General features: G+C 39.0%; 23 protein-coding genes and 1 riboswitch. Of the genes, 11 read left to right on the top strand and 12 right to left on the bottom strand.

Features of this window, described 5'->3' with window-relative positions:
* The first annotated feature begins 86 nt into the window (after positions 1-86).
* From ABE41_RS04350 to ABE41_RS20510, 3 genes are all read left to right on the top strand, one after another.
* Positions 87-1430 carry an FAD-binding oxidoreductase gene (locus ABE41_RS04350; RefSeq protein WP_066294603.1) on the top strand — a complete coding sequence of 448 codons (1344 nt, stop codon included), beginning with the start codon at positions 87-89 and terminating at the stop codon, positions 1428-1430.
* Between the two features lie 63 nt (positions 1431-1493).
* Positions 1494-1814 (top strand): YbjQ family protein, encoded by a 321-nt coding sequence (locus ABE41_RS04345; RefSeq protein ID WP_066286868.1) that lies wholly within the window; start codon positions 1494-1496, stop codon positions 1812-1814.
* Positions 1811-2041, top strand: coding sequence for a hypothetical protein (locus ABE41_RS20510; RefSeq protein ID WP_083207654.1), 231 nt, complete (start codon positions 1811-1813; stop codon positions 2039-2041). Before ABE41_RS04345 ends, ABE41_RS20510 begins: the two co-directional genes overlap by 4 nt.
* Before the next feature lie 203 nt (positions 2042-2244).
* On the opposite strand, the gene ABE41_RS04335 is transcribed toward ABE41_RS20510, so the two are convergent.
* From ABE41_RS04335 to ABE41_RS04285, 11 genes are all read right to left on the bottom strand, one after another.
* Positions 2245-3933 (bottom strand): methyl-accepting chemotaxis protein, encoded by a 1689-nt coding sequence (locus tag ABE41_RS04335; protein WP_066286864.1) that lies wholly within the window; start codon positions 3931-3933, stop codon positions 2245-2247.
* Between the two features lie 13 nt (positions 3934-3946).
* Positions 3947-4387, bottom strand: coding sequence for a chemotaxis protein CheW (locus tag ABE41_RS04330; RefSeq protein WP_066286862.1), 441 nt, complete (start codon positions 4385-4387; stop codon positions 3947-3949).
* Positions 4388-4536: 149 nt separating this feature from the next.
* Positions 4537-6282, bottom strand: coding sequence for a metallophosphoesterase family protein (locus ABE41_RS04325; protein ID WP_066286861.1), 1746 nt, complete (start codon positions 6280-6282; stop codon positions 4537-4539).
* A gap of 107 nt (positions 6283-6389) precedes the next feature.
* Complete coding sequence (locus ABE41_RS04320; RefSeq protein WP_066286860.1) at positions 6390-6833, bottom strand: helix-turn-helix transcriptional regulator; 444 nt, start codon at positions 6831-6833, stop codon at positions 6390-6392.
* A gap of 73 nt (positions 6834-6906) precedes the next feature.
* Positions 6907-7155, bottom strand: coding sequence for a hypothetical protein (locus ABE41_RS04315; protein ID WP_066286859.1), 249 nt, complete (start codon positions 7153-7155; stop codon positions 6907-6909).
* A 54-nt stretch (positions 7156-7209) separates the two neighbouring features.
* A complete protein-coding gene (locus tag ABE41_RS04310; protein WP_066286855.1) occupies positions 7210-9054 on the bottom strand; it encodes a PAS domain-containing sensor histidine kinase in 1845 nt (614 codons plus the stop codon).
* A gap of 288 nt (positions 9055-9342) precedes the next feature.
* Entirely contained in the window at positions 9343-9621 is a 279-nt protein-coding gene (locus ABE41_RS04305; RefSeq protein WP_066286854.1) for an HU family DNA-binding protein, read from the bottom strand.
* A gap of 127 nt (positions 9622-9748) precedes the next feature.
* Positions 9749-10519, bottom strand: a complete 771-nt coding sequence (locus ABE41_RS04300) for an SDR family NAD(P)-dependent oxidoreductase (RefSeq protein WP_066286852.1) — start codon at positions 10517-10519, stop codon at positions 9749-9751.
* Between the two features lie 12 nt (positions 10520-10531).
* Positions 10532-11461, bottom strand: a complete 930-nt coding sequence (locus ABE41_RS04295; protein ID WP_066286850.1) for a hypothetical protein — start codon at positions 11459-11461, stop codon at positions 10532-10534.
* A 281-nt stretch (positions 11462-11742) separates the two neighbouring features.
* On the bottom strand, positions 11743-14529 hold the full coding sequence (locus ABE41_RS04290) for a DEAD/DEAH box helicase (RefSeq protein ID WP_066286848.1): 2787 nt from the start codon (positions 14527-14529) through the stop codon (positions 11743-11745).
* Positions 14526-15836: a hypothetical protein gene (locus ABE41_RS04285; RefSeq protein ID WP_066286846.1), complete on the bottom strand. Its 1311-nt coding sequence runs from the start codon at positions 15834-15836 to the stop codon at positions 14526-14528. Before ABE41_RS04285 ends, ABE41_RS04290 begins: the two co-directional genes overlap by 4 nt.
* A 520-nt stretch (positions 15837-16356) precedes the next feature.
* Positions 16357-16442: riboswitch (cyclic di-GMP riboswitch) on the top strand.
* A 41-nt stretch (positions 16443-16483) separates the two neighbouring features.
* Here ABE41_RS04285 and ABE41_RS20505 point away from each other — a divergent pair.
* Positions 16484-16651, top strand: coding sequence for an aspartyl-phosphate phosphatase Spo0E family protein (locus ABE41_RS20505; RefSeq protein ID WP_083207653.1), 168 nt, complete (start codon positions 16484-16486; stop codon positions 16649-16651).
* A 24-nt stretch (positions 16652-16675) separates the two neighbouring features.
* Here the strand turns inward: ABE41_RS20505 and ABE41_RS04280 are convergent, their stop codons facing one another.
* Positions 16676-18253: a cation:proton antiporter gene (locus ABE41_RS04280; RefSeq protein ID WP_066286844.1), complete on the bottom strand. Its 1578-nt coding sequence runs from the start codon at positions 18251-18253 to the stop codon at positions 16676-16678.
* Positions 18254-18465: 212 nt separating this feature from the next.
* On the opposite strand from ABE41_RS04280, the gene ABE41_RS20500 reads away from it, so the two are divergent.
* The 7 genes from ABE41_RS20500 (at position 18466) to ABE41_RS04250 (ending at position 25145) form a co-directional block, all read left to right on the top strand.
* Positions 18466-18621 carry an aspartyl-phosphate phosphatase Spo0E family protein gene (locus ABE41_RS20500; protein ID WP_083207652.1) on the top strand — a complete coding sequence of 52 codons (156 nt, stop codon included), beginning with the start codon at positions 18466-18468 and terminating at the stop codon, positions 18619-18621.
* A gap of 226 nt (positions 18622-18847) precedes the next feature.
* The gene (locus tag ABE41_RS21585; RefSeq protein ID WP_066286842.1) at positions 18848-19435 is read left to right on the top strand and encodes a 3D domain-containing protein; all 588 of its coding nucleotides are present in this window, start codon (positions 18848-18850) and stop codon (positions 19433-19435) included.
* Positions 19436-19571: 136 nt separating this feature from the next.
* Positions 19572-20372 carry an undecaprenyl-diphosphate phosphatase gene (gene bacA / locus ABE41_RS04270; protein ID WP_066286840.1) on the top strand — a complete coding sequence of 267 codons (801 nt, stop codon included), beginning with the start codon at positions 19572-19574 and terminating at the stop codon, positions 20370-20372.
* 372 nt (positions 20373-20744) lie between these two features.
* A complete protein-coding gene (locus ABE41_RS04265) occupies positions 20745-21692 on the top strand; it encodes an AAA family ATPase (RefSeq protein ID WP_066286839.1) in 948 nt (315 codons plus the stop codon).
* Positions 21693-21694: 2 nt separating this feature from the next.
* A complete protein-coding gene (locus ABE41_RS04260) occupies positions 21695-22909 on the top strand; it encodes a DUF58 domain-containing protein (protein ID WP_066286837.1) in 1215 nt (404 codons plus the stop codon).
* A complete protein-coding gene (locus tag ABE41_RS04255; RefSeq protein ID WP_066286835.1) occupies positions 22903-24114 on the top strand; it encodes a DUF4129 domain-containing protein in 1212 nt (403 codons plus the stop codon). Before ABE41_RS04260 ends, ABE41_RS04255 begins: the two co-directional genes overlap by 7 nt.
* A gap of 98 nt (positions 24115-24212) precedes the next feature.
* Positions 24213-25145, top strand: a complete 933-nt coding sequence (locus ABE41_RS04250) for an ATP-grasp domain-containing protein (protein WP_066294599.1) — start codon at positions 24213-24215, stop codon at positions 25143-25145.
* Positions 25146-25160 lie beyond the last annotated feature (15 nt).

The following is a 25160-nucleotide window of genomic DNA, read 5'->3' as shown; positions in this document are numbered from 1 at the left end:
TTGTATGTGTTTATGTAAAATAGAACTATAACAACAAAAGGAGCGTGTTTTTCTTGAATATTGCACAAGCGGATCTTTTGCTCGAAATGAAAAAACGCACATCTGAAAAACGAGCCACACAAAATGAAACAATCCTTAGACAGCATAGCAGTGATGAATCTTACCACAGCCCTGTATTGCCTGATGTAGTAGTATACCCTGCTTCGGCAGAAGAAATTTCTTCTATTATGTCATTCGCAAATGAAAACAAAATTCCTGTCGTGCCTTTTGGAGCAGGCTCCAGCCTGGAAGGTCATTGTATTCCTGTTAAAGGAGGCATCTCTCTTAACTTTCAGGAGATGAATGAAATACTTGAAATTCGCCCTGATGATTTTTTAGTAAAAGTACAGCCTGGCGTGACACGCACTCAACTGAATCTTGCTCTAAAAAAATATGGATTGTTCTTCCCAGTCGATCCTGGTGCTGATGCAACCATTGGCGGTATGGCAGCAACAAATGCAAGTGGAACAACAAGTGTTAAATATGGAATTATGCGTGATCAAGTCCGAAACCTGAAAGTTGTTTTAGCAGACGGGCAAGTTATTCAAACTGGCGGTCTTGCGGCAAAGTCTTCAGCGGGCTATCACCTTACTGGCATGTTTGTCGGTTCAGAAGGAACACTTGGGGTTTTTACCGAAATTACCTTAAAAGTGTACGGAATACCTGAAGCTTTGCTAGCAGCACGATGTACGTTCCCTTCTGTCCAATCAGCAGTTGAAGCAGCTTCTGCCGTTCTTGGATCGGGGACAGGGATAGCGCGTATTGAGCTAGTTGATGAACGTTCTATTGTACAGGTGAACAATAACAGTGATACTTCTTATACCGAAGCGCCTACTCTCTTTTTAGAATTCCATGGAAACCCTGCAAGCGTTACATATGAAGCTTCACTTACAAAAGAACTTTTAGAGAGTTTCGGAGGTGTAGAATGGGTAGAGGAACGAGATTCCAAAGCACGTGCAAAACTTTGGGAAGCACGACATCATTTAGCTTATGCATTTAAACACGGCTACCCAGGTAAATCCATGATGTTCACAGATGTCTGTCTCCCTTTATCCGAATTGTCTGGTGCGATTGTACACGCGAGAGAAACGATGGATGCAATCGGTGTGCCTGGAGCAGTTTTGGGCCATGTGGGAGATGGAAATTTCCATGCCATCCTGATGTATGACCCTTCACTATCAGAAGAACGGGAAAAGGCGGACAAGGTTAATTCAAGTATAGTGGAGTACGCCTTAAACAAAGGCGGCACCTGCACTGGCGAACATGGAATCGGTATCGGAAAAGCGAAGTATTTGGCAAAAGAGCACGCAGATACCTTGCCTATTATGTCAGGGATAAAAAAACAATTGGACCCAAATGACATTTTGAATCCAGGTAAAATCATAGTATAGATAATGAAACTATAGGCTTGTATTTTTCGTATAAAGAAGTATTAAATTTAGGGGGATATCATTATGATCGTTGTCACGACAGAAAACATTAAAGGGTATGAAATTAAAGAAGTTAAGGGATCTGCATTTGGTATTGTTGTACGGGCCCGAGGAATTGGCGGCGATATAATGGCTGGACTTCGAGGAATTATGGGCGGAGAAATCAAGGAATATACAAGCATGCTTGAAGATGCTCGTAAGCAAGCGGTTGACCGCATGGTGAAAAACGCATCTGAAATGGGTGCTAACGCAATCGTTATGATGCGCTTTGACTCTGGTGAAATGGGCAACAATATGAGTGAGATTGTCGCTTATGGAACTGCCGTTATTGCTGAAAAACAATGAATTGGATAAGTATCTTAATCGGATGGCAAGTGGTCTCTTTTCTAGTGATAATCGTTCTTGCGGTTTTATCTTGGCTTTATTACGATAAGCGCTATAAAAAAAGCGAGACCAAAGTCCCTTCAGGCTATATTTGGACTGAAGAAATATCAATTGATCCATCAACCGGCAAAAAAGAACGGGTGTATTATAACCCGGATACTGGGGATAGGTTTTATAAAGAAGAATAATGTGAAAAATGCTGACTGTAGGGTGAATCACCTTACTGAGCCAGCATTTTTTGTTGTTTGGATTGCGATGTTAGGTTTTATGATCGACCTGGAAGGATTTATGAGCGCGATACGAATTTTATGAACGCGTTGGAAGTTTTATGAGCGCCATACGAATTTTTATGATAAATTAAAAACCGCCTGAATTGGCGGCTTCTTTCATCTTATACTCTAAATTTATTAATCGTTTCGTTCATTTCTTCTGCCAGCTGCGAAAGTGCATTAGATGATGATGAAATCTCTTCCATGCTTGCAAGCTGTTCTTCTGCAGATGCAGATACTTCTTGTGTAGAAGACGCTGCTGTTTCAGCCATAGATGAAATTACATCGATCGCTCCTGCAACATGCTCTGTACTAGCAGACATTTGCTGAGTCGCTGCAGATACTTCTCCGACTTGATTCGATACTTCTGCAACACTGTCATATAAGCTCTTGAATGCTTCACCTGAACGGTAAACAAGCTCACGTCCGCCTGTTACTTCCTCTGTTCCGCTTTCCATCGCCTCTACAGCTTTTTCCGTAAGTTCTTGAATCGCAGTGATAAGCTGGCCGATTTGCTGAGCTGACGCAGAAGATTGTTCTGCAAGCTTTCTTACTTCATCCGCAACTACTGCAAACCCTCTGCCTTGCTCTCCAGCTCGTGCAGCTTCGATCGCTGCATTTAATGCTAGCAAGTTCGTCTGACCGGAAATGTCTGTGATAACATCTACGATTTTTGTGATTTCCTGCGACTGCTCACCTAAATCTTTAACTACATGAGATGTATTCGTGATTGATGCATGGATAGCATCCATCTGTCCAATCGTTTCCTTGATTGTTTCGTTACCGCCTTCAGCAACATGAAGAGATCTCGACGATGACTCTGACATGTTCTGCATGCTTACTGCTATTTGCTGAATACCGGCAGATAATTGATTCATCGCTTCAACGATATCTTCAACGGTTCTAACTTGTTCCTGTGACCCGCCTGCGACTTGTTGAATGGTACCTGCAATTTGTTCAGTAGCAAGGCTCGTCTGCTCGGCGCTTGCTGTTAATTCTTCTGAAGATGCAGCCACTTGTTCAGATGTTACTCTTACTTGTCTGATCAGACTGGCGAGGTTCATTCCCATATGATTGATTCCATCTGCGAGCATTCCGATCTCGTCTTTATTTTTCACTTTGATCGGATCCATTGTAAGGTCTCCGTCCGCTATTTCATTGAGCATATCTGCCATTCTTATCACAGGTCTTGAAATATTTCTTGAAATAAAATAGCCGATTAAAAGTGCTGAGATGACAATAACAATACCTAATATAGTGACTAAGGTTACGACGAACTTTTCTTCTGATTTAACTGTGATCTCGCCTTCATCCATAAGGTTAGCTTGTCTTTGAGCCATTTCTGCTGTGACATCACGCATTTCTCTTCCTATCGGGAACAGTGAACTTTTTGCATATTCATTTGCCGCTTCCATGTTGCTCATGGAGTTTTGCAGCACTCTTCCAGATTCTGTACGATAATCGTTGTTTAAATAATAGATTTTTTCAAGTCTTTCCTTATCAGCATCAGCCTTAACTAATTTCATAGTTGCATTAACTAGTGCATCAATTCGATCCGTAGATTCCAGCAGCTTTGCTTTACTGTCTGATGACTGTTCAAGTAAATACTCACGTACACTATTGTTTTGGATTGTAGCATTCAGCTCAATCTCTTTTGCATTTTCATGAATGACTGCTCTTCTGTCTAAAAGCTCGCTATATGTATTCTGCATGTCTTTTAAGAAATAAAAGAAAATACCGCATGTCGCAGTGAACAATACGGCAACGATTAAAAATGAACCTACTAATTTTTTCCTTAATGTCAGTTTCATGTGTCACCTCTTCTTAAAAATTTCTATTATTAAAAATCACCGGGCAGTTTAAAACTACAATCAGACGATCGTTATGTTTAGCCACGCCCTCTATCAGCGAATCTTCCTTTTGTGCAAAGCTTCCTGGAGTCTGAATCGATGCTGTGTCAATATCAATAACATCTGTTGCCGCTTCAGTCAGCAGACCTAAAAAGTTTTCATCCTTTTGCAGAACCACAATTCTTGAAGAATCCGTTCTTAATGACTTTTGGTTTCCGATCAGCTGTCCGAAATCAATAATCGGAATGACATTGTCTCTTAGATGAATAACCCCTGAAACTTCTTGAGGCATCTCTGGCATTGGTGTAATCTCCATAACACGTTCAATGGAAGCAACATACTGAATCGGCAGACCAAATTCTTCATCTTCGTTTGAAACAATAACAATTTTCAAAGTCTGAGTGCTAAGTGACATCTCACTTGCTCCTTTTCTAGGTATTTCGGCTTAATGAATAGTCTCAAGTCCCATACTTCTTATCGGTTAAAGATTGATTTTATTTTAGTTTTTAAATATGAAAATAGAAAAACCGCCCAGGCTTTAGCCTAGGCGGTTTAAAGTTTTTTCTATCGAGTTAATTCAATATTTTTCGTGCTGTTAGCAGGCACGGTGATTTGTACTTCGACAAACTGCTTCGTGCCATAAAGCTGAGTCTCAATTATTTCACCTGCTGATGGAGTATAAGTCCCTTGCTTCATATAAAATGGAATATTTACTGTAACAGGTTTATTTAGTCGATTAGTCACAGTCGCTGTTTGTGTAACCTGTGACCCATCATTTGGCAGCTTAAAGGCATTCTCAAATGAAACGACTCCCGCTGATGTGTTTCCATCTTGATAAACAGGCATCGATTTATCCGGACCTTCAAATACGTACGAATTAAACGTATCTGCTGCAGCATCTTTTTCAAACAAGCGATAACCTACCCAAGGCTTTGCGGATAATTCGATCGATGCAGTTGTTGAATATAAAATACCGTCTTGCTCTGTGATGTTATCGATATGTGTGTGGCCATGAAATGAAATATCTACATCATTCTGTTTCATTACATCAATCAATTCGTGTGACCCTTCACCATGCCATTGCTGGTCATATTCTATTCCAAGCTTTTCACCTTTTAAAAGTGTGCTTAAGTCTTGCGGGTTATGTTTAGCATCATACTCTTTCCAATACTCTTGGACATTTGGATCGGATGATGGCCAGATGTCCCGGTCACGCCAGATTGGATTATGATGCGAGAACAGCCCTGAAGTCTGGCCTTCTTGAGCAGTTGCCTTGTTCTCTGCTAAGTCTTTTTTAATCCATTCTATCTGCTGATCCCGGATTTGGCCGCCCCATGTTGGCACTGAAACGGTTCCGTGTCCCTGACGGTCAAACTTATGCCAGTCATAAGAATTATAGCCGATCATATGTGCATATGGTCCGTAATCAAATGAGAAATACTGTGGTCCAAAGTATTGTTCCCAATATTTTGCCCCATCAGCTAAAGTTGCATCTTGAGCATAATAATCATGGTTTCCTGGAACGATGTACACTGGAACATTAATTTGTTTCAGCATACGGTACGTCTCTTCATATTCATAAATATACTCTTGAGGATTCATCTGCCCGTACATTAAATCTCCTGTCATCACTACAAAATCAGGTTTTAACAGGTTCACCTGCTTAATTGTTTTTTGCAGATAACTCCATCTTTTTGACTTATCCGGATCCCACATTCCTGCCTCAGTTGCATTTGCAGGATCTGCAATATTCCTTGGAGATCCAACATGAATATCTGTTAAATGCATGAATTTAAAGTCTTTTTTATACTCTTTAACAACTTTTACCGAATTCGGTTCATCATCTGTAATACGTGTACCATCACCTGTATAAGAAACTTCAAGGTCAAAAAGCTCCTCAGGTACATCTTCTGGGATCGTTACGGTGACTTCATAAATAGAAGAGCTGTCTTTCCAATAGGAAGATCCTTTTTGAACACTCTTAACAGGAAGATTATATTTTCCTTCCACCTGTGCAGCTTCAGTAGGATTAAGAGAAATGTCCCAGCCTGCTGGCTCTTTTCCTTTAGAATCGACTTTAACGGTAAGTTCTGATCCATTTTTCTTAATAGCTGGTGTGGCCATAAGAGGGTAAATAATATTTTCGACTTTTGGATCAAGTGAAATATTTGGTATCTCATCTAAATAGTTCGTTGTATTCCCTATTCCGTCGTCTTTTTTATCAACGCTTGTTAAAGCGTTAGCATGTCCTGCAGGAATTGATAAAGCAGAAGCTATAACGAAAGCGGTTAGCTTTGTTTTCCATCCCATGTGCTGCACTCCTTTCTATATATGAAACAACTTTCATATTAAAAGTAACAGCACAAGGTAAATATAATGTGACAACAATTTAAACATTTTATTAACGAAACATTAATTTATATTTCTTTCAGACGGTCCTTAGCTTCTTTTTCATCAAATGAACTATAGATTCTATGGTTGTTATTATCAAGAATCCGGTAATGCTTACTGATAACATTTTGCTGTAGTTTATAGCCATTATAATTATGTACTTCTTTCCACCATACATGACCGCCCCAAGTCTTTTCTTTTGGTGCTGCTACATATTCATGGACAACAACTTCCATTACATCAAGAGGATCGCCGCCAAGCGAGTTATACAGAATTTCAGAGTTTCGAAAAAGAGCACATAAAGCTACAATGACTGTCCAGCTAGCTTTAATTCTTTCTTTTTCAATTTGAACCAATGTTTTCTTTGAGATTCCTAATATATCCGCCATTTTATCTTGAGTGTATCCGAGCTCTGTCCGAACAAGTTTAATTTTCCCTGTTAACAGGTCGACAATTTCATCCTGTGTCATCTGAAGATCTCCTTTTATCCTTTTAGGAACATTTTACACAAAAAAACTCCCTTCTACAAAATTGGAAAGGAGTCTAACTATACGTATACGGTTCCCAATGGGCTAGATCGTAAAGCCCTGCATTAATGCGGCCGCTCTCATTCTTGAGTACGGAAAGAAGTTCTTCTGGCAGCTGTTCATGATGATTATCCACGTCGATGCGGTCGTCTGGCGATGAAACGAGAACTGTAAACAATTTTTTGTTTTCTATGTTCATCCCATGAACATGAACGTAATTTAGATCTTTAATCCGGTATATAAAAAAGATACGGTATTTTCCCACAGATTCCACACTCCCTTAATAACAGTGTGGTCGGCTTTCCTATGGAATAAACCTCTAATTTATATGAACCGAAGCTGTAGGCAATTCAATCTCAACACGAGTTCCCTGACCTTCAACAGAAGAAAAATGAATTGCACCGCCGTGTTCGTCAATAATTTTAAAACACACCATTAAACCTAATCCTGTCCCCTTTTCTTTTGTTGTATAAAAAGGTTCTCCTAAAGTCTTTAGTCTGTCTGCAGGGATTCCGCAGCCTTGATCCTTTAATTCAATCGTGACTCTCTCATTTTTTGTACCAATTTTTATGTGAATTTCTCCATCTGAATCCATACTTTCAATCGCATTCTTCAGCAGATTGATGAACAGCTGCTTCAACTGGTTTTCGACACCGTAAACTGGCGGAATATCATCAGCTATATTCACCCAGATTTGAATGTTCCTCATAATTGCCTGGGTTTCTAACAGCCTTACAACACTAAAGATCAGATCTCTTATGTTTGTAAGTTCGAAACTTACCGCCTGTGGTTTTGCAACGAGCATCAATTCTCCGACAATATCATTGATCCGGTTAAGCTCGGATTCCATAATACGTAAATACTCTAGGCGGATTACATCATCAGCATCTGACAAAAGTTTCGTAAACCCCTTTAATGAAGTAAGCGGGTTTCGAATCTCATGTGCAACACCGGCAGCCAATTCACCAAGTACAGATAATTTCTCTGATTTAAGCATCAGCTCTTCTGTCTGCTTAGCTTTCGTGACATCTCTCGCGAATGTAACCAGACTCTCTACATGACCTTCTTTCGTCATGACCGGAACTCCTCTTGCTTCTAATAGAATCCAATCACCGTTTTTGTGGCGCAGCCGAAATTCAGTCTGAAAAGGAATTTTTTTAACGAGTGCCTTCATAAACTGGTCGGACAGCCCTTCCATATCATCAGGATGAACGAGATCAAGAATAGCTCCCTTAATCTCTCCTTCCTCATAGCCTAAAACCGTAAAGTGTGAAGGAGATACATACTGAATCAGTCCTGAAGGGTCAATAACAGTGATTAAATCCGTCGAATGTTCTGCGATCAAACGATATTTCGCCTCACTTTCCCGTAGAGCCCGCTCTACTTTTTTCTGTGAAGTAATATCACGGTAAACGATAACAAACCCCATTATTTTCCCATCCATATCACAAATATTAGAAAAGGAAGCAGACACGTCAAATACTGTTCCATCTTTATGAATTCGCTGCGTTTCATGTAGAGGAACAGACTGACCTTGCTTTAATAGGTTGATAATCTCTATCGATTCATCTTGCAAATGAGCCGGTGTAATGACTGGAATGGTATCATTTTCTTCAGAAAAATCCTCTTCTTCCCACCCAAACATTTGTTCAAACGCATCATTTACTTTTATTACTTCTTGTCTCGTATTTAATATAAGAATCGCATCTGTAGTACCTTTAAGAACGGATTCCAAAAGGTCTAACGCAACGCTTAATTCTTCTTCCTTCTGCTTATGCGGGGTGATATCTCTTCCGGTAACGACCAGCATTTGCGGTTTGCCGTCTTTTGTAAACGTCGGCTGTTTGATCAGTTCGAGCATAATCACTCGGCCGTTCTTCATTTTTATCTTTTCAGCTGTTTTAGTAGGTTTCTTCGTTTCCCAAGCTTTCTGATCTGATAGATTGCATCTTTCAACAACTTCACTCGAGAGTCTGTTCTCCATTTCCTCCAAACTTTTTCCTTTGTAGTCATTATCGTATATTCCGTAGATATTTAACGCGAACCGGTTTGCTTCTGCCCAAGTTCCATCAGGATATTTAATACATACAAATTCAGGCAGGACATCGATCATTTCTTTAAAAGTAGTAACTGCAAGAAGGTCGTCCTGGCTTGTTACATTCATTTTTATCCACCCTTTTACTAAAACTTCGTACTGTTTATTATTAAATAAAAGGTGCTGGTTTCCTTTAAATTTTTTGATAATTCGCACGTCAAATTATTCTGTTTTTCGTCTAAATATGACAAAGAATACTTAACAGCGACAAGCTTTTTTGAAATTTCTTTGCATAACTTGTACGATATTCTTCAACTTATTACAACAACCCACTCTTTAGTGTCGAAAATTTTTGTCAGCATTCAATGCAAAAAGACGCTTTCAAATTTTGAAAGCGTCTTTTGTATTAACTTGCGATTAAACTGCTTTTACAGCTTCTTTCAGCGATTTTCCTGGCTTAAATGCAGGAACATTGCTTGCCTGGATCATGATCTCCTCACCAGTCAGCGGGTTGCGTCCTTTTCTCGCGTTGCGGTTACGTGTTTCAAATGTTCCGAAACCGATGAGCTGTACGCTTTCACCATTTTTCAAAGCATCTGTAATCGCGTTTAATACCGCATCAACAGCAAGTGCTGATTCCTTTTTGTTCATACTTGTTGCATTACGTACTGCATCTACTAAATCCATTTTTTTCATTATTAATATCTCCCTTCAAACATTAAAATTATTGCTTGTGTAGCAACATTATTAACGGATAATGAAGTTTTCATACAGGAAGATACAAAATTCCGAAAAATATTTATATAGTTTAGTAATTCGTTGTTTAAAAACCTTGAATCGTCATACCGCCATCAACAAACAGCGTCTGTCCATTAACATAATTCGCTGCATCACTTGCCAAGAAGACAGCTGGTCCCACAAGGTCAGACAGCTCTCCTACCCTTTTTTGTGGTGTTACAGCTAAAATATCATTCAAGTAATCTTTGTCCGCGAGAAGCTTCTCAGTCAGAGGCGTTTTGAAATACCACGGACCGATGCTGTTTACATTTATGCCGTACTGCCCCCACTCAAGTGCAAGGTTTTTCGTCATCTGTATGATAGCCGCTTTCGTAGATGCATAGACTACTCCTGTACGCAGCGCTACATGACCTGCAACGGAAGAAATAGTTACGATCTTCCCACCGCCATTTTCCTTCATTCTTTCCCCGGCTTTTTGTGAAAACCAGAAAGCTGAACGAAGATTTGTATTCATGATCGTATCCCATTCCTCATCTGAAACCTCAAGTGCCTTAGAGCGAATGTTCATCCCGGCATTGTTGACCAGAATATCGATTTTTACGTTTTGGGTATCCAGCTTCTCAAAGATCGCTTCGATATGGCTTTTGTTTGTCACATCCGCTTCAAATGTATATGCTTTCGTTCCCGCTTGCTGGATGTGTTCAGCGGTTTCTTCTAGATCTGATTGCGTTCTTGATACGATCACAACGTCAGCCCCTGCTTCTGCATAACCGATTGCGATCGCTCGTCCAATTCCTCTGCCCGCCCCTGTAACGAGCGCCGTTTTTCCTTCTAGCGAGAATGATGGTAAGTACATGAGTGCTGCCTCCTATTCATTTAAAAGTTCAGTTGAGATTGTAAAATAACGATGTTGATCTGCTGTATATGTACCTGCTCCAGTGTATTTCAAACTGCTAATAGCAACATGATAAGGAAAGGATTCCTCTTGGGAAGAAGGGTCATCAGCAGAAACTGTATCTGCGTCATGCCTGCTAATTCCAGTACTCTCAATATACCAAAGTGTGCTTCCTTCTTCATTTAATGTAACACTTCCTGAATTAAAAAAATTAACGTGATGCAAATCAGTTTCTCGAACCATCTTTTTTAACCCATGTAAATCTAGTGCCTTAAAGTAAACAGCAGGTGTGGAAACAGTATTTTCTTGCATCAACATTTGTGTTTCCTCGTCATCTGGCTGAATAAGATGTTTTGAAATTTCATATTGCCCGTCCTTTAGCTTAACCCAAGCAACCATACTTCTCCCGTCTATCAAATAGGAGGCTGTATAGTTAAAATCCTTAATCTTTCCATCTTTTTTAAATGAGAAATCGAAGTTGATAATGGCTAGCTCTTCATCTGCTTTTATAGATGATTTAACTTTCTCATACTCTTCAAAAAAATTCATTTCATAAGCATTATTTGTAGAAGCTTGAATCCTTATTTCTTTTTCATAATATGCCTGTACAGAATAGGTGATAAGAAGGCCGAATACATAGGATGCTGCACCTAAACTGGCAGCCCACTTTTTCGAAGTTTTATTGACTTTAAGGTTAGGCAGAAAAAAGAATATGAAAACAACTATTCCGACTGGTAAAACCCAGGTTTCAAACGTAAATGTAAATGTTCCTAAAAAGAAGTAGCCAATCAGCTTCCACCCAACATGCTTCTCTTCTGGATTTGTTTTTCTTTCATAAACCAGTATTAAAAGTACAATAAATCCAACTGAAATTCCCCAACGAAGAAGCGATTCGACCGACACTTCGTACACCAACTCCTATTTTTTGGATATTTGATGATAGTTTATCAGAAATGAAGCTTCAAAAGACCTTTTATTTTATTTGAAGAAGGTTAAACCGGTTTATTTAGGCTATAATTCTGCGATTTAGGAAATAATTTCACTTGCATTGAAAAGAATTTGACGAACTTGGATAATAAATTGACAATATTCGTATATAATTTGACGAAAATTAAAAGATAATTTGACATACCCCCGTCGTACAACAAAAAAAAGACATGCAAGCTCGCATGTCTTCATACCCATCAAGTCTCTACCCACTCTTTACGCAGAGTAAATAAGTCTTTCAGTTCATCCCTTGATAATTCGGTAATCCAGTTTTCGCTCTGGATCACTTTCTCTGATAGCTCTTTCTTGCTTTCGAGCATCATATCGATCTTTTCTTCGAGTGTGCCAAGTGTGATCATCTTATGCACCGTAACAAACTTCTTTTGCCCGATTCGGTGAGCACGGTCAGTTGCTTGGTTTTCAACGGCAGGATTCCACCATCTATCATAGTGGATAACATGATTTGCTTCTGTCAGATTCAAACCTGTTCCGCCTGCTTTTAACGATAAGATGAAGATAGCGTTATCCCCATTTTGGAAACTGTCTATCATCTCATCACGTTTTTGCTTTGATAAGCTTCCATGTAAGAACAAAACAGGTTTTCCAAACTTCTTCTCAACGTACTTCTTAATGAGCTCACCCATAAAGATAAACTGGGTAAAGATTAAGCATTTTTCATCTTTTTCTAAAATGGCATCAAGGAGCTCAATCGTCTTCGAAAATTTAGTTGATTGTTCCTCTAGCTTCGTTAATTTGTCATTCTTCGTATAAAGGGCAGGATGATCACAAATCTGTTTCAGTTTGCCTAGCATAGCGAGCAGCAAGCCGCGACGCTGCATGCCTGTTACTTTTTCAAGCTGTTCGAATGTATCCTGAACAAGTCTTTCATATAAAGAAGCCTGCTCTTTTGATAAAGGACAATATTCTTTGATTTCTTGTTTTTCAGGCAGATTCAGCTGAACAGCAGGATCTGTCTTCGTACGTCTGAGCAAGAATGGCTGAACAAGCCTCTTTAATTGCTGCAGCCTCACATTATCGTTTTCTTTTTCAACCGGAAGGACAAACTTCTTCTGAAAAGAAGGCTCACTTCCTAAATAACCAGGATTAAGAAAATCAAAGATCGCCCAAAGTTCAAGCAAACGATTTTCAACAGGTGTTCCCGTTAATGCAATCTTGTGACGCCCGTTCAGCTTGCGTATACTTCTGGACTGTTTTGTGTAGCTGTTCTTGATATTTTGAGCTTCATCCAGGACAATTGCCTCCCAAAACGTTCCACCCATTTCAGTGAAATCAAGCTGGCAAGTTGTATAAGAAGTAATAACCACGTCGTAATTCTTATACCATGCCTCGAATTCTTCTCCCTTTTTTCGGTTAGAGCCGTAGTGCAAACCAACTGCTAAAGAAGGGGAAAAATGCTCAAGTTCCTTTTGCCAGTTTCCAATAACAGATGTAGGACACACTAATAAAAAGGTGCCTTCCTTCTCCCCTTTTTCTTTTACCTTTAAAAAGTAATCGATTGTCTGGACTGTTTTACCGAGTCCCATATCATCTGCGAGGCATCCGCCAAGCCCGAACTTCCGAAGAAAATACATCCAGGAGCTTCCTGTCTTTTGATAATCCCTAAGTGTTCCTTGCAGATTTTCAGCTTTTGGATCAACAGGTATCGTTTTGATTTCGGAAAGCTGATCCATCCATAGATTGAGCGGCTCATCCCATTCCATATCAAGCATTGGTCCTTCAAACTCAATACCATCAAGATCATCATTAGCAGGATTTGATTCCATATTTAAAAGATGCTGCTCTAATACATCTTTTAACTGAATGCCAGTACGGTCCACGTTTTTGATGAGGTGCCGGACTTGTTTCATCCATTCAGGATCTACTCTGTACCATTGACCATTCCTGCGGACAAGCCTTCTGCTGCCATCGACCAGCTTGCGGAATTCCTCTTCCGATAGCTCTTCATCTCCAGTTGAAAGCCTCCAGTCAAACTGCATAATTGCATTTAATCCCAAAAAGGACGGTGCTCCTCCGCCAGTTTGCGGCTTAGTCTTTATCTTTGCTTTAACTTTCGGCTGCAGTTCCTGAACCGTCTGCCACCATTCGGGAAGAATACTTGATATACCTATCTGGCGAAGCAAATCACTTTTAAGAGTAAGGAAATCCCATGCTTCTTTTTCCGTAATCTCTTCCCGAATTTCTTTACGGCTGCCAACCTTAAGCCAGGAAATAAGCTTAGAAACAAGCTCCATATCACTTTCCAGCATAGCTTGATAAGGCTTCCATTCATCAGGCAAGAGAGTGCTTTTTCCTTTGTAAGGAACACGAATACCTTCTTCTTTTTCCTGAAGAAATACATTCAGATTCCATATGTCCTTATCTTCCTCATCAGCAGGCTCAGATAATTCAAAAATCAGTTTAAAAGGTTTAGGATCTTCCCTCCACCCGATTTTGATCAGCCATTCTTCTTCATCCAAATGCCCTAATGCAGAGATTATTTGTCTTGAATTACCTCTAACCAGTTCTTTGTTAAAAGATGTTGGCATCGCTGAATAGCCAGCATCAGGCAAAGTGGACAGAGCCTCATTTATCCAAGGAGACTCGATGCGTTTTCCTTCAGCTTTCCATGACCAATCACCTGATTTCCATGCTTCGAAGTCAGGAGACACGAGATCGGATTTCATTAACTTATCAAAATGATTTGCTTCATTCACCACTTGCCAAGCATCTTTTTCCCACGTATTTTCAGAAAGAAAAAAAACCGGATAGCGATTGAACAGCACAAAAGCTTCTCCCGCGTTTAAATATATATTTTGATCATCATCTATATCGAGCAGCGTTCCATAAAAAGATGGCTGATGCCACGTAAATAAAAGAGGTTTCCAATCGTTCACATGCACTCTTTTCTTATCTTTAGTGGCCCATAAAACCATATTTCCATGAAGCCATTTTGCGTGAAGTAAAAGATTGCTTGTATCGATCATGAAATAAACTTTCCTTTCCTTAACTCTTCCTGAAACGCTCTTAACCGTCCATAGATCGTGGCGATTTGTTTAATATACTGAGAAAATCGTTCTTCTTCACCAATATCAAAGTAAATTGTCCGGAGCGTTTTTAAATGCTTTATAGCCGATTGATATGATTTTCTCGTCCGTTCATTAATCAGCCTGTCAATCGTTTGATGATAGATCGGCAAAACCGTTTCCTTTTCAAAAGAAAGAACTTCTTTTAAATCCTTTCGCTGAATGAGCTCTGGTGAATAGCCCATGATCACTTGAAGCTCCACCCATCTCTCATGTTCACCAATTACCATTAAATATTCGCCGTACTCATAGAAAGTGATCGGCAGAAACTCAATGAGCATTTCTTCATATTGTTCTTCGTCACCAGTATGCTGTGCATACTTCCAGAAATAATTTAGGTATTCGTGGAAAAATTCACGAGCGTCTGAATGATAATAATAAGAACTGACACCATCAAGGAAATTTGGTTTTAAATAAAGAAGCCATGACAAAAGACGCTCCCATTCCTGCTTATCAACCAAAAGTTTCATCCAGACGAGGTAATGCACCATTTCCACTTTCTTATCATTCTGACCCAAACGTTCAAAAGCAAGATCATCCTGCTGACGTGCAAAAGCAAAATGCACTAGAGCTAGCTCAAGCATTTGAGATGTTTTGCCCGATTCTTTTTCTTCCAGTAATTGTTTTTCATACTTTTCGATCCATGTTCTCTCAGAATAAAGAAGAGACCAGCTGATCTGAAAAAGATAAAATAATAAATAACCCCATTTTGGAGGGATCTCATAAAGACTTTGAAAGTTTCGGAGACTCTCTTCGACGAGTTTTTTATTCTCATTTAGAAGTTTTTTGCTATTCATCTCTTTTAATGCCACATAGATCTGATCAGATAATTTTTCAACTGTAGCATCAAAGTTAGCCTGCATGTAAGTTGCTATCCCATATTGTGCTTCAAACGAAAATAAGCGGATGAGCGTTTCAATTTGTACATGATATCTATATAGCAATGCAATATCTTCATCAAAAAATTGTCCAGCATTTAAAAGTGCAGGATAATAATCGCGGTAGATATGTACAAATGTGTAACTCGTATCTTTTCCGTCAGCAAGATCCCGAAAGGAGACGGTTTGCATTTTCCGTCTTTCGAATGTCTCGAATCGTTCTGAAAAATACTCACTCCACAACTTAACCGAATGTGTATTTTGAACTTTCTTTTCAGGGGAATCATATTGTGTACGATTTCTTTCATCGTCTTCCTCTGGTTGCTTCATTCCGTCTCCCCTCCTTCAAGTTGTTATTACCAATTATAGCAAATTAGTCGTTTGCTCATTCATTGCATATCATTTCTATTTTAAAGGAAATTCCTTAAGTTGACCAAAAAAACAACTTTGTTGCTATTGGAAGTAGTTGATATCCGCTCCAGGATGCTCGCTTTCCGTGGGGCGTGCGGTGAGCCCCCTAGGCTAATCAAGCCTGCCAGGGTCTCACCTGTCCCGCTGCTCCCGCAGGACAAGGAAGGCTTCGAGAGCGTTACATCGCACGAAGAAAATTGATTTTCATTTTCGAGGAGTCTCGCACCTTCCGCTCCAATCAACTAGTCGAAGAAGCATCCTCCAAAAAACCTTTAAAAGCAAAGCAACAATCTTATAGAAATGAGCTTAAACTTATTAGGATCACATCCGATATCATTAGTGACAGGAATGGTTTTCACTGACCAAAAACTCTACTGTTGTATTATTTTGTAATTATTTGTAAAAAAGTTGAGTCATTATGCTATACTTATGAATTCAATCGACGAAAGGGCAAACTTTTCGAAAGGGAAGGACGCAAAGCTACAGGGGCTAAGTCTTTAAAAAGATATGCCAGCCAGTGCCGAATGAACTCCTTCGTCGGTAATAATTGCTAGGGAGATATACATATGAAGGAGCATACGATTCAAGACCGAATTAGCCTATTAAGAGAAGAACTATATCGCACTTCACTCCAGTTGAACCATGAACTGGCACATCCAAAAATAGTTAAAGTCAGTCAGCAGCTCGATCAGCTTCTCAATCAATTCACTCTTTCAAGACAAGAAAACATATAAAAAATGGCCCCTTTTGGCCATTTTTTAATTTTCTTCTTCATAATATTTATTTTTCTTCTGTTCAATATGATCAATAATCCGCTCAATTTCTTCTTCTGCAAGCTGGCTGGATATCATATCTTTTCTTAGCAATCTTTCTATCGCCTCATGTTCTGCATAAAGAGCCTCAATTGAAGCAATATGTTCTTGTGTCTTCCTCCACTCGGGGTGCTCCTCATACATCACATCCAGTGTTTCTTTCGCTTCCTTTTGTTTATGATCATACAATGCTTTCATTCTTTCAAAAACGATTGTGGAAATAACAGCCTCGTTCTTTAACTGATCTAGTCTTTCTATAGCGTAATCATATCTATGAACAGCGGTCATTGCCTCTTCATAATCTGTTCTTTCTTTATTTGGGCCTTTTATGTTCAGTTTGTTGATTAATGAGGAGATTGTCATGCCTTGTACTAACAAAGAAAAGAAAACGACAGAGAATGCTAAAATAATAATATTTTCCCGACCCGGAAAATCTCCTGGTAAACTTAGCGCAAGAGCGATTGACAAAGATCCTTTTAGTCCGCCCCAATTAAGCACATGTTTCCATTTTGCTGGTATACCTTTTAAAGGAAGCATCGAGGTGTATACTGCCACCGTTCTTGCAGCAAGTACTAATAGAATACTTACTGCAATTAATCCCCATTTATCATTGATATCGATATAGGCGATTTCCAGTCCGACAAGCAGAAACACTAGTGAATTCGCAAACAGCGCCAAAACATCCCAAAAAGAATGAATGTTTATTTTAGTAGTTGGACTCATCCCTATTTTGGCACCATAATTTCCGAAGACAAGACCTGCAACTACAACAGCAATTACCCCCGATACATGTATGGACTCTGCGATTAGGAAGCTACCATAAAATAATAGTATAGAAAACAAAATCTCAAGCGGGTAATCATCGTACCAGCTTGTAAACTTAGAAAAAATATATCCTAATCCTCCACCTACAATAGCTCCGCCGATCGCAACTTTAAAAAGCATCAGAACAGCAGCCAGTATTCCCCCTGCACCCATTTCAATATAAGAAGGCAGGTAGATTGAGGCAATCATAAAAAGCACAACTGCTAATCCATCATTAAACAAACTCTCTCCTTCAATTACAGTTGAAAGTTTTCGGTTCACTCCAAGAGTTTTAAAAATGCTTAAAACGGATACAGGATCTGTCGCGCTCATTAAAGCAGCAAATACAAAAGCCGTTTGAAGACTTAAATCCAATATGTAATAAGATCCAGCACCGATAATCAAAAAGGTAAGAAAGGTTCCTCCAACAGCTAGTGCCCCTATAGCTTTTGTATTTTCTCTCAAGTGGCTGAAAGGAAGTTTCAAACTTGCCTCTCCTAGTAAAGTAGGCAACAAAAGCGAAATGATAATAAATTGAAATGTGTAACCCTCTTCAACAAATCCTTTTAAAGGGTCCAGAGCCGGAAGAGGTACAAGCCCGATGATCGCTCCTACTATCACAAGTGCAATTGGATAAGGTTTTTTTATTTTCTTTGCCAAAGCAGTTACTCCAACCGCAACAGCTAATAAAATGAACGCAATATTCAACGAGTGATGCATAATTTTCTCCTCTCAAACTATTTCTCTAGCTATATATTTCCCTTCCTCTCCAAAAACTAGTCAACAGGATACTCAGATAAATCGACATACTATCATCGAGCGTTGTTGAACCTTGTAACATTATCACTTCTTTCCACGAAACCCTTTTTCTTTTCTTAAAAATAATGCATATTTATTGAGACAAAATCTTTCATGAAAGTTGTGAATAATACATGTTGCTACAATTAATTGAAGAAAAACGCGAAGTCTTGCTTTGTCTTGGAAAAACATATGGGCTTACAGCGAAGGAAACAGTTATATGCAGTCAAGAACTAGATCAGTTATTAAACCGTCTTGATGAATGGAATGATGAAAGGAACGATAATTAACAATCCTTGTCTATTTCCTGGGAAATTTGTCGAGAACCACAGAAACCTCTATCATTTTTCAGCATTCTCCATCTCTAATCCATTTACTTACTAATTTACCTATTATTATATAAATATAATATTGTAATCTCTTTGTTACCTTCTCCTAATGGTTCTGTCATATTCGATTAGTATAATTGGCAACCGAGGCGTATTTAACCAATTATACATATTAGGAGGAGTTATTATGATAAAAAAATGGGTAATTACAGGGGCCATGGCATTCGGATTGCTCGTTTCTGCTCCCGTTAGCGGATTCGCAGCAATGGGTGATCACACTCTTCGACCTGGCACATGGGATAATGATGTATATGAACTTCAAGGTAAATTAAAGGCCATGGGATATTTTGATTTTGCTGTAACGACAGGGTATTATGGTACAGTCACTAAAGATGCAGTTATTAAATATCAAAAAGCTAAAGGATTATTAGTAGATGGTATTGCGGGACAACAAACATTTAACAGCATTCAAAACAACATTCAAAGAAAGGGTATGACTGTCGCTGCAACAGCTTACACAGCAAATTGCGAAGGCTGCAGCGGAACTACTTCAAGCGGGACAAACCTTAAAGAGATCCCTTACGCAAAAGTAATCGCAGTTGATCCAGATGTAATTCCAATGGGTTCAGTTGTATATGTACCAGGCTATGGGTATGCTGTAGCTGCTGATACTGGCGGAGGCATCAACGGAAACGAAATTGATGTATATATGCAGAACTACTCAGATGCTATTAACTGGGGCAGAAAGAACGTAAATATCACAATCATTAACTAATGAAGATGGGGTTCTCTTCCCCATCTTTTTTCATTTGTACAAAATCTTACATAATTAACTAGAAAAAGAATATGACAATACTCTTCTTCTCAACTATAATAGATTTCATGAATTTAAAATAAGTGAAGGTGAATGTATGTTTCTTTGGGTTGCAATCGTAATGGGTATTATAGAAGGTATTACAGAATTTCTTCCGGTTTCGTCAACTGGTCACTTAATTGTTGCGGGACATATGCTAGATTTTACGGGAGACAAAGCAAAGACTTTTGAAATTGTTATTCAGCTTGGTTCCATTCTGGCTGTAGTTGTTCTCTACTGGAACCGCCTTTGGAGTTTATTGGGTGTAGGCAAAATGGCTAAAAAGGAAAACAGCTTAAACCTTGGACATATTTTTATTGCAATAATGCCAGCTGTAATCATCGGACTTCTTGTTCATGATTTTATTAAGGCGCATCTGTTCTCTCCTAAAACAGTCATTGTCGGCCTTGTTATCGGCGGATTTTTAATGCTGATTGCTGAGAAGGTGCAGAATAAAAAAGGTGTTAATGCATCAGACCTTGATGACATGACGTATAAACAAGCTTTGAAAATTGGATTGTTTCAATGTCTGTCTTTATGGCCAGGCTTTTCACGTTCTGGAGCAACCATTTCAGGCGGATTGATCTCAGGGCTCAATCATCGTACAGCTGCAGATTTTTCATTTATTCAAGCCGTTCCGATCATGATCGCAGCATCCGGTCTCGATCTTTATAAAAGCCGTGACATATTAAGTGCAGCTGATCTTCCATTCTTTTTAACAGGATTTGTTACAGCATTTTTAGTAGCAGCTGTAGCTATTTTATTCTTTGTAAAACTCATCGCAAAAGTAAAATTAACGCCTTTTGCATATTATCGATTTATTATAGCTGCTGTGTTAGCTGTGTTCTTCTATCTTTAAAATTTTTAAGCTTACCGCTCCCTTTGTGCGGTAAGCTTTTTTATTTTGGCTCTTTTCTAAAAGATTGTTGCTTTTGAACATTTTCTTGAGTATGCTTCATTGACTAGTTGATTGGAGTGCAAGGTGCGAGACTCCTTCGGGATCAGTGGGACAGGTGAGACTCCTAAAGGCGCAAAGCGCGAGGAGGCTCACCGCACACCCCGAGGAAAGCGAGCATCCTGGAACTGAAATCAACCACTTCCACTAGCGTAATTGATTGCGAAAAAAGATTTTATTAATTACAAAAATTTCAAAAATATTACAATTCTTATTTTCTAAATATTTTAATAATGGTATGGTTAACTTATCTAACCATTGAGAGGAAGATCATTAATGAATATTGTAAATCAAGTAAACCTTGTTAAAAACGCCATTGCTGGAGTATTAACAGGGAAAGATGAACTTGTTGAACTAACTATGATCGCTTTAGTTAATAAAGGACATCTTTTATTAGAAGATGTGCCAGGAACCGGAAAAACTGTGCTTGCTAAAAGTCTTGCACGTTTAATAGATGGAGAATTCAAACGTATACAATTCACTCCCGATATCCTTCCAGCAGATATTACAGGGATTCAGTTCTTTCATCCAAAACATCAAGAATTCGAAATGCGGCCCGGCCCAGTTATGACGAACATCTTATTAGCCGATGAGATTAACCGTGCTACCCCGCGTGCTCAATCCAGTTTATTAGAAGTAATGGAAGAACGGCAAGTAACCATTGACGGAGAAACACTTAAACTGCCTTCCCCTTTTTTAGTAATTGCAACACAAAATCCCATTGAGTCACATGGTACGTTCCCACTGCCTGAAGCACAGCTTGACCGATTCTTTATGAAATTGCCATCAGGTTATCCAGACTTTTCTCAGGAAAAAGAGATGCTACATATGTATCGTGCTCAAAACCCGCAAGAGCTGCTCGAACCTGTCTTTACTCTAGAGGACATTATAAAAATGCAAGAAGAAGTCCAGCAGATCTTTGTAAGTGATGAAATTGAAAATTATTTATTATCAATTGTCCATGCTACACGCCAGCATGAGTTTATCGAAAACGGTGTTTCTCCCCGTGGAACACTTGCTTTCATGAAAGCTGCTCAAGGTGCTGCATATGTAAATGGCAGAACTTTTGTTACACCGGATGACGTTCAGCTTGTTGCTCCTCATGTTCTATCTCATCGTTTAGTATTGTCAATGGAAGGAACAATGAGAAAAACAAAAGAGCAGGTACTAAAAGATATCCTTGAATCCATTGATGTCCCTGTTGAATCTGAGGCAGGAAGATAATCATGCAATGGAGTAATCAGATCTGGATCAAGCCGATCTTTAAAGCGCTTGTTTTATTCAGTCCCTTAATTCTCGTAATCGGATTTTACCGAAATATATCCTTTCTTTTTGTTTTAGGTCTGGTCATTATATTTTTGTATGGTGCAACGTTATTACAATTCAAATCAGCTGCTCAAGATTTAAAACTAGATTCAAACAAGCAGATTTACCGTTTGTTTCCTGGTGATTCAGATGAATTTTATATAAAACTGCTTCATACGGGAAGATGGCCATCATTTAGAGGTGAGCTCTTTTTATCTCATCGAGATGTTATTTCCGAAACGAACAAAGGTGACGTGGAGAGTTCAAAAGGAAGAATTGAGCTGAAAAGACCTTTTGCTATTTATAGAAAAACAGCGTATACACAAAACATTCCTTTTACAGCAAGAAAGAGAGGTACTACAAGAATTTCTAACCTTTCTCTTCAAATTCATGATCCGCTGCAGACCAGTGGTCAAGCTCTAGCATTTCAGGAACTTTTTCCTGCTGAGATTATTGTTTATCCTAGACCACTTCCTGTTCATAAGATTGAACACCTTTTCCATCAAGGAAGCGGCGAGGCAGCACGTCCATTTGCATTGTTTGAGAATATGTCACTCCCTGCCGGAAACCGTGATTACGCGTATGGCGATTCCTTTCATAAACTGCATTGGAAAGCGACTGCTAGAACAGGGACTCTTCAAACAAAAGTTTTCGAAAAAACGGTAGTCTACCATTGGACATTCGTATATACAATCTTGCCTGATCATAAAGATATGAAATCTTCTGAGCAAATGGAAAACGAAATAAGTTATCTTGCCTATATGTGCCAATTTGCTGCCGAGAAGAATATTCCATTTGAGGTTTACATCAACTTTAAAGTACCTGGTCCATTAGGGATGTATCATGTAACAACCGGAAGCGGTCCGCAGCACTTAAGTAAAGTGTTAGAAGGACTCGCTCGAATTGACCGCTCAAATGTTACTGTCAAACCGACCATTATGTGGACAAAAATGGATCGTAACTTCGCTGGATCTGTTCCTTTTATTATTCTTCTAGGAACTATTCCAAGCGATACAAATACACAATTCATTACGAAAAAATGGATTAAGTCCGGCGGTAAGATCTTTTTGGTTAATCAGACCGGGACAGAAGCGTACTTGATGCCTTACTTATCTAAGGAGGGCGTCCCATGTTAAATAGCCAGAAATTGATTTTGTATGGACTGAACGTAACCTTTGATGCCATGCTTCTCTTTTTATTCTATGTTCTCCTTGTACAAGGAGCTTCATGGCTGGATCTAGCCTTTTATGCAGCAGTATTGCTGCCCATTATTGCTGTAAGTGGAGCTTTATATGTTTACCAACCCAATCTATTAAAACTGACATTGGTATGTACATTTCTCATATCTACCTTGTCTTTTTGGTTTATGACGTCTTCCATACTTTTCTCTGCAATACTTGCTGTAATTATTACTTGGAGAAGTTCAGAGAATTGGCAGGATCCTTTTAAAACCGATTTGGAAATCATCTTAACAATTAGTGCGGTGTTTGCACTCGTTTTTAGTTTCTTTTTCAAAGATGGATTCACAGTCATGTATGGAGCAGTATGGATACAATTCATGCTCATGCTTGCCATAAAAATGACTGTTCACTATTTTAAGAATTCAGATGGTGATAAAGTATGGAAAGACTTTTCTGTTCCGCTTTTCCTTGTTGCATTGAGCGGTGTTGTTTTTGCTTTTTTAGGACCTCTTAAACAATTTATCTACTGGGTTTTAGATGGTGTTCTTTTCTTGATGTATTACATCGTGGCGGTTCCACTATGGAAATTATTTAGTTTGCTGGCTATACCAATTGCTTATTTGATAAAACTCTTTAAAAAAGATGATGAAAACGGTAAATCAGAACTGGGAATAAAGGAAGAGATTCTCGAACAACAGCCTCAAGAGTTTGTAAATGATTTTTCACTTCTCTGGTGGACTGCTGCTGCCGTAATCGTGCTTATAGTAGCCATTTATATTTGGAGAAAAAAATTATTGTTTAATCTTCGAACAGACGCTGCTTTAACGGGTAATGTATCAGCATTAACCAGCTCAGATCTAAACGGATCTGCTTTTGGGAAGAGAAGATGGCTGCAGCCTAAAGACAGAACAAGAAAAAAATTTCTTCACTTTGAAAAGACGATGGATAAACGAGGGTATGGACGTTTACCTGGAGAGTCAGCTCATCTTTGGTTTGAACGCTTAAAACTCTCTGGTGATGAAGCCGAATCCGTATTACAGGTCTATGAAAAGGTGCGTTATGGTGAGGAAGAAATAACAAATGATGATTTCAGCCTTTACGCAAAAGCGATAAAAAAATTCGAAAAATCAGAGCATCTTCAGAAAAAGAAGTCTAAATAAGGCTTCTTTTTTGTGTACTTTCTTTTCATTCTAATTCTTCTATATTAGACTAGGTATATAGAAACAGTCGGAATTAAGTTTTAAGGAGGATTACAATGATCCCAAAAATATATGTTATCCATGAAAATAGCGAATGGACTGCGCCTTTATTCCAGCGCTTTGAAGAATTAGGTCTCCCCTATGAAGACTGGCATATGTCAAAAGGTTATATTGATTTAACGCAAGCACCACCCGAAGGCGTTTTTTATAATCGTATGAGTGCTTCTTCTCATACACGTGGTCACCGTTACGCGCCAGAATATACTTCAGCTGTTTTATCATGGCTTGAAAGCTACGGCAGAAAAGTGTTTAATAACAGCCAGGCACTTCAGCTTGAGATCAGCAAAGTAAATCAATACAGCGCTTTGAAGGCTTTTGATATTCCAGTGCCCCGGACTATCGCGGCTTATGGAAAAGATGAACTTTTAAAGGCCTCGGCACACTTTGATGGTCCATTTATTACAAAGCATAACCGAGCTGGCAAAGGGCTTGGGGTACAATTGTTTCAAACTAAAGCCGCTATCGGAACTTATGTGAACGGGAACACTTTTGATGAGTCCATAGATGGAATTACTTTGCTGCAGGATTACATTGAGGCGCCTGAACCTTATATCGTGCGCTGCGAATTTATCGGCGGAAAATTTCTTTATGCGGTAAAAGTGGATACTTCCGAAGGGTTTGAACTTTGTCCAGCAGATGCCTGCCAGATTGGGGATCAATTTTGTCCAATTGCCGATCAGCCCCAAGAACCTGAACCAAAGTTTAAAATCCTAGAAAACTTCACACTGCCTTATCAATCAAACTTTGAGGCATTCTTAAAAGCCAATGGCATAACATTCGCTGGCATTGAAATCATTACCGATAAATCCGGAAACGTATTTGCTTATGATGTAAATACGAACACGAATTACAACCGTGAAGCCGAAGAGAAAGCTGGTATATTTGGCATGAAAGCCATCGCAGAGTTTTTAGGAAAAGAATTGAATCAATAAATACAAAACGAAGGT

Source organism: Fictibacillus arsenicus (genome assembly GCF_001642935.1).
Taxonomy (GTDB): Bacteria; Bacillota; Bacilli; order Bacillales; family Fictibacillaceae; genus Fictibacillus; species Fictibacillus arsenicus_B.
This window is presented reverse-complemented; position numbering and strand designations above follow the sequence as displayed.

What these genes read in the sequence shown, in the direction of transcription:
- ABE41_RS04350 (WP_066294603.1), top strand. Translation starts at nt 87, where the DNA reads ATGAAAAAACGCACATCTGAAAAACGAGCCACACAAAATGAAACAATC.
- ABE41_RS04345 (WP_066286868.1), top strand. Translation starts at nt 1,494, where the DNA reads ATGATCGTTGTCACGACAGAAAACATTAAAGGGTATGAAATTAAAGAA.
- ABE41_RS20510 (WP_083207654.1), top strand. Translation starts at nt 1,811, where the DNA reads ATGAATTGGATAAGTATCTTAATCGGATGGCAAGTGGTCTCTTTTCTA.
- ABE41_RS04335 (WP_066286864.1), bottom strand. Translation starts at nt 3,933, where the DNA reads ATGAAACTGACATTAAGGAAAAAATTAGTAGGTTCATTTTTAATCGTT.
- ABE41_RS04330 (WP_066286862.1), bottom strand. Translation starts at nt 4,387, where the DNA reads ATGTCACTTAGCACTCAGACTTTGAAAATTGTTATTGTTTCAAACGAA.
- ABE41_RS04325 (WP_066286861.1), bottom strand. Translation starts at nt 6,282, where the DNA reads ATGGGATGGAAAACAAAGCTAACCGCTTTCGTTATAGCTTCTGCTTTA.
- ABE41_RS04320 (WP_066286860.1), bottom strand. Translation starts at nt 6,833, where the DNA reads ATGACACAGGATGAAATTGTCGACCTGTTAACAGGGAAAATTAAACTT.
- ABE41_RS04310 (WP_066286855.1), bottom strand. Translation starts at nt 9,054, where the DNA reads ATGAATGTAACAAGCCAGGACGACCTTCTTGCAGTTACTACTTTTAAA.
- ABE41_RS04305 (WP_066286854.1), bottom strand. Translation starts at nt 9,621, where the DNA reads ATGAAAAAAATGGATTTAGTAGATGCAGTACGTAATGCAACAAGTATG.
- ABE41_RS04300 (WP_066286852.1), bottom strand. Translation starts at nt 10,519, where the DNA reads ATGTACTTACCATCATTCTCGCTAGAAGGAAAAACGGCGCTCGTTACA.
- ABE41_RS04290 (WP_066286848.1), bottom strand. Translation starts at nt 14,529, where the DNA reads ATGATCGATACAAGCAATCTTTTACTTCACGCAAAATGGCTTCATGGA.
- ABE41_RS04285 (WP_066286846.1), bottom strand. Translation starts at nt 15,836, where the DNA reads ATGAAGCAACCAGAGGAAGACGATGAAAGAAATCGTACACAATATGAT.
- ABE41_RS20505 (WP_083207653.1), top strand. Translation starts at nt 16,484, where the DNA reads ATGAAGGAGCATACGATTCAAGACCGAATTAGCCTATTAAGAGAAGAA.
- ABE41_RS04280 (WP_066286844.1), bottom strand. Translation starts at nt 18,253, where the DNA reads ATGCATCACTCGTTGAATATTGCGTTCATTTTATTAGCTGTTGCGGTT.
- ABE41_RS20500 (WP_083207652.1), top strand. Translation starts at nt 18,466, where the DNA reads ATGTTGCTACAATTAATTGAAGAAAAACGCGAAGTCTTGCTTTGTCTT.
- ABE41_RS21585 (WP_066286842.1), top strand. Translation starts at nt 18,848, where the DNA reads ATGATAAAAAAATGGGTAATTACAGGGGCCATGGCATTCGGATTGCTC.
- bacA (WP_066286840.1), top strand. Translation starts at nt 19,572, where the DNA reads ATGTTTCTTTGGGTTGCAATCGTAATGGGTATTATAGAAGGTATTACA.
- ABE41_RS04265 (WP_066286839.1), top strand. Translation starts at nt 20,745, where the DNA reads ATGAATATTGTAAATCAAGTAAACCTTGTTAAAAACGCCATTGCTGGA.
- ABE41_RS04260 (WP_066286837.1), top strand. Translation starts at nt 21,695, where the DNA reads ATGCAATGGAGTAATCAGATCTGGATCAAGCCGATCTTTAAAGCGCTT.
- ABE41_RS04255 (WP_066286835.1), top strand. Translation starts at nt 22,903, where the DNA reads ATGTTAAATAGCCAGAAATTGATTTTGTATGGACTGAACGTAACCTTT.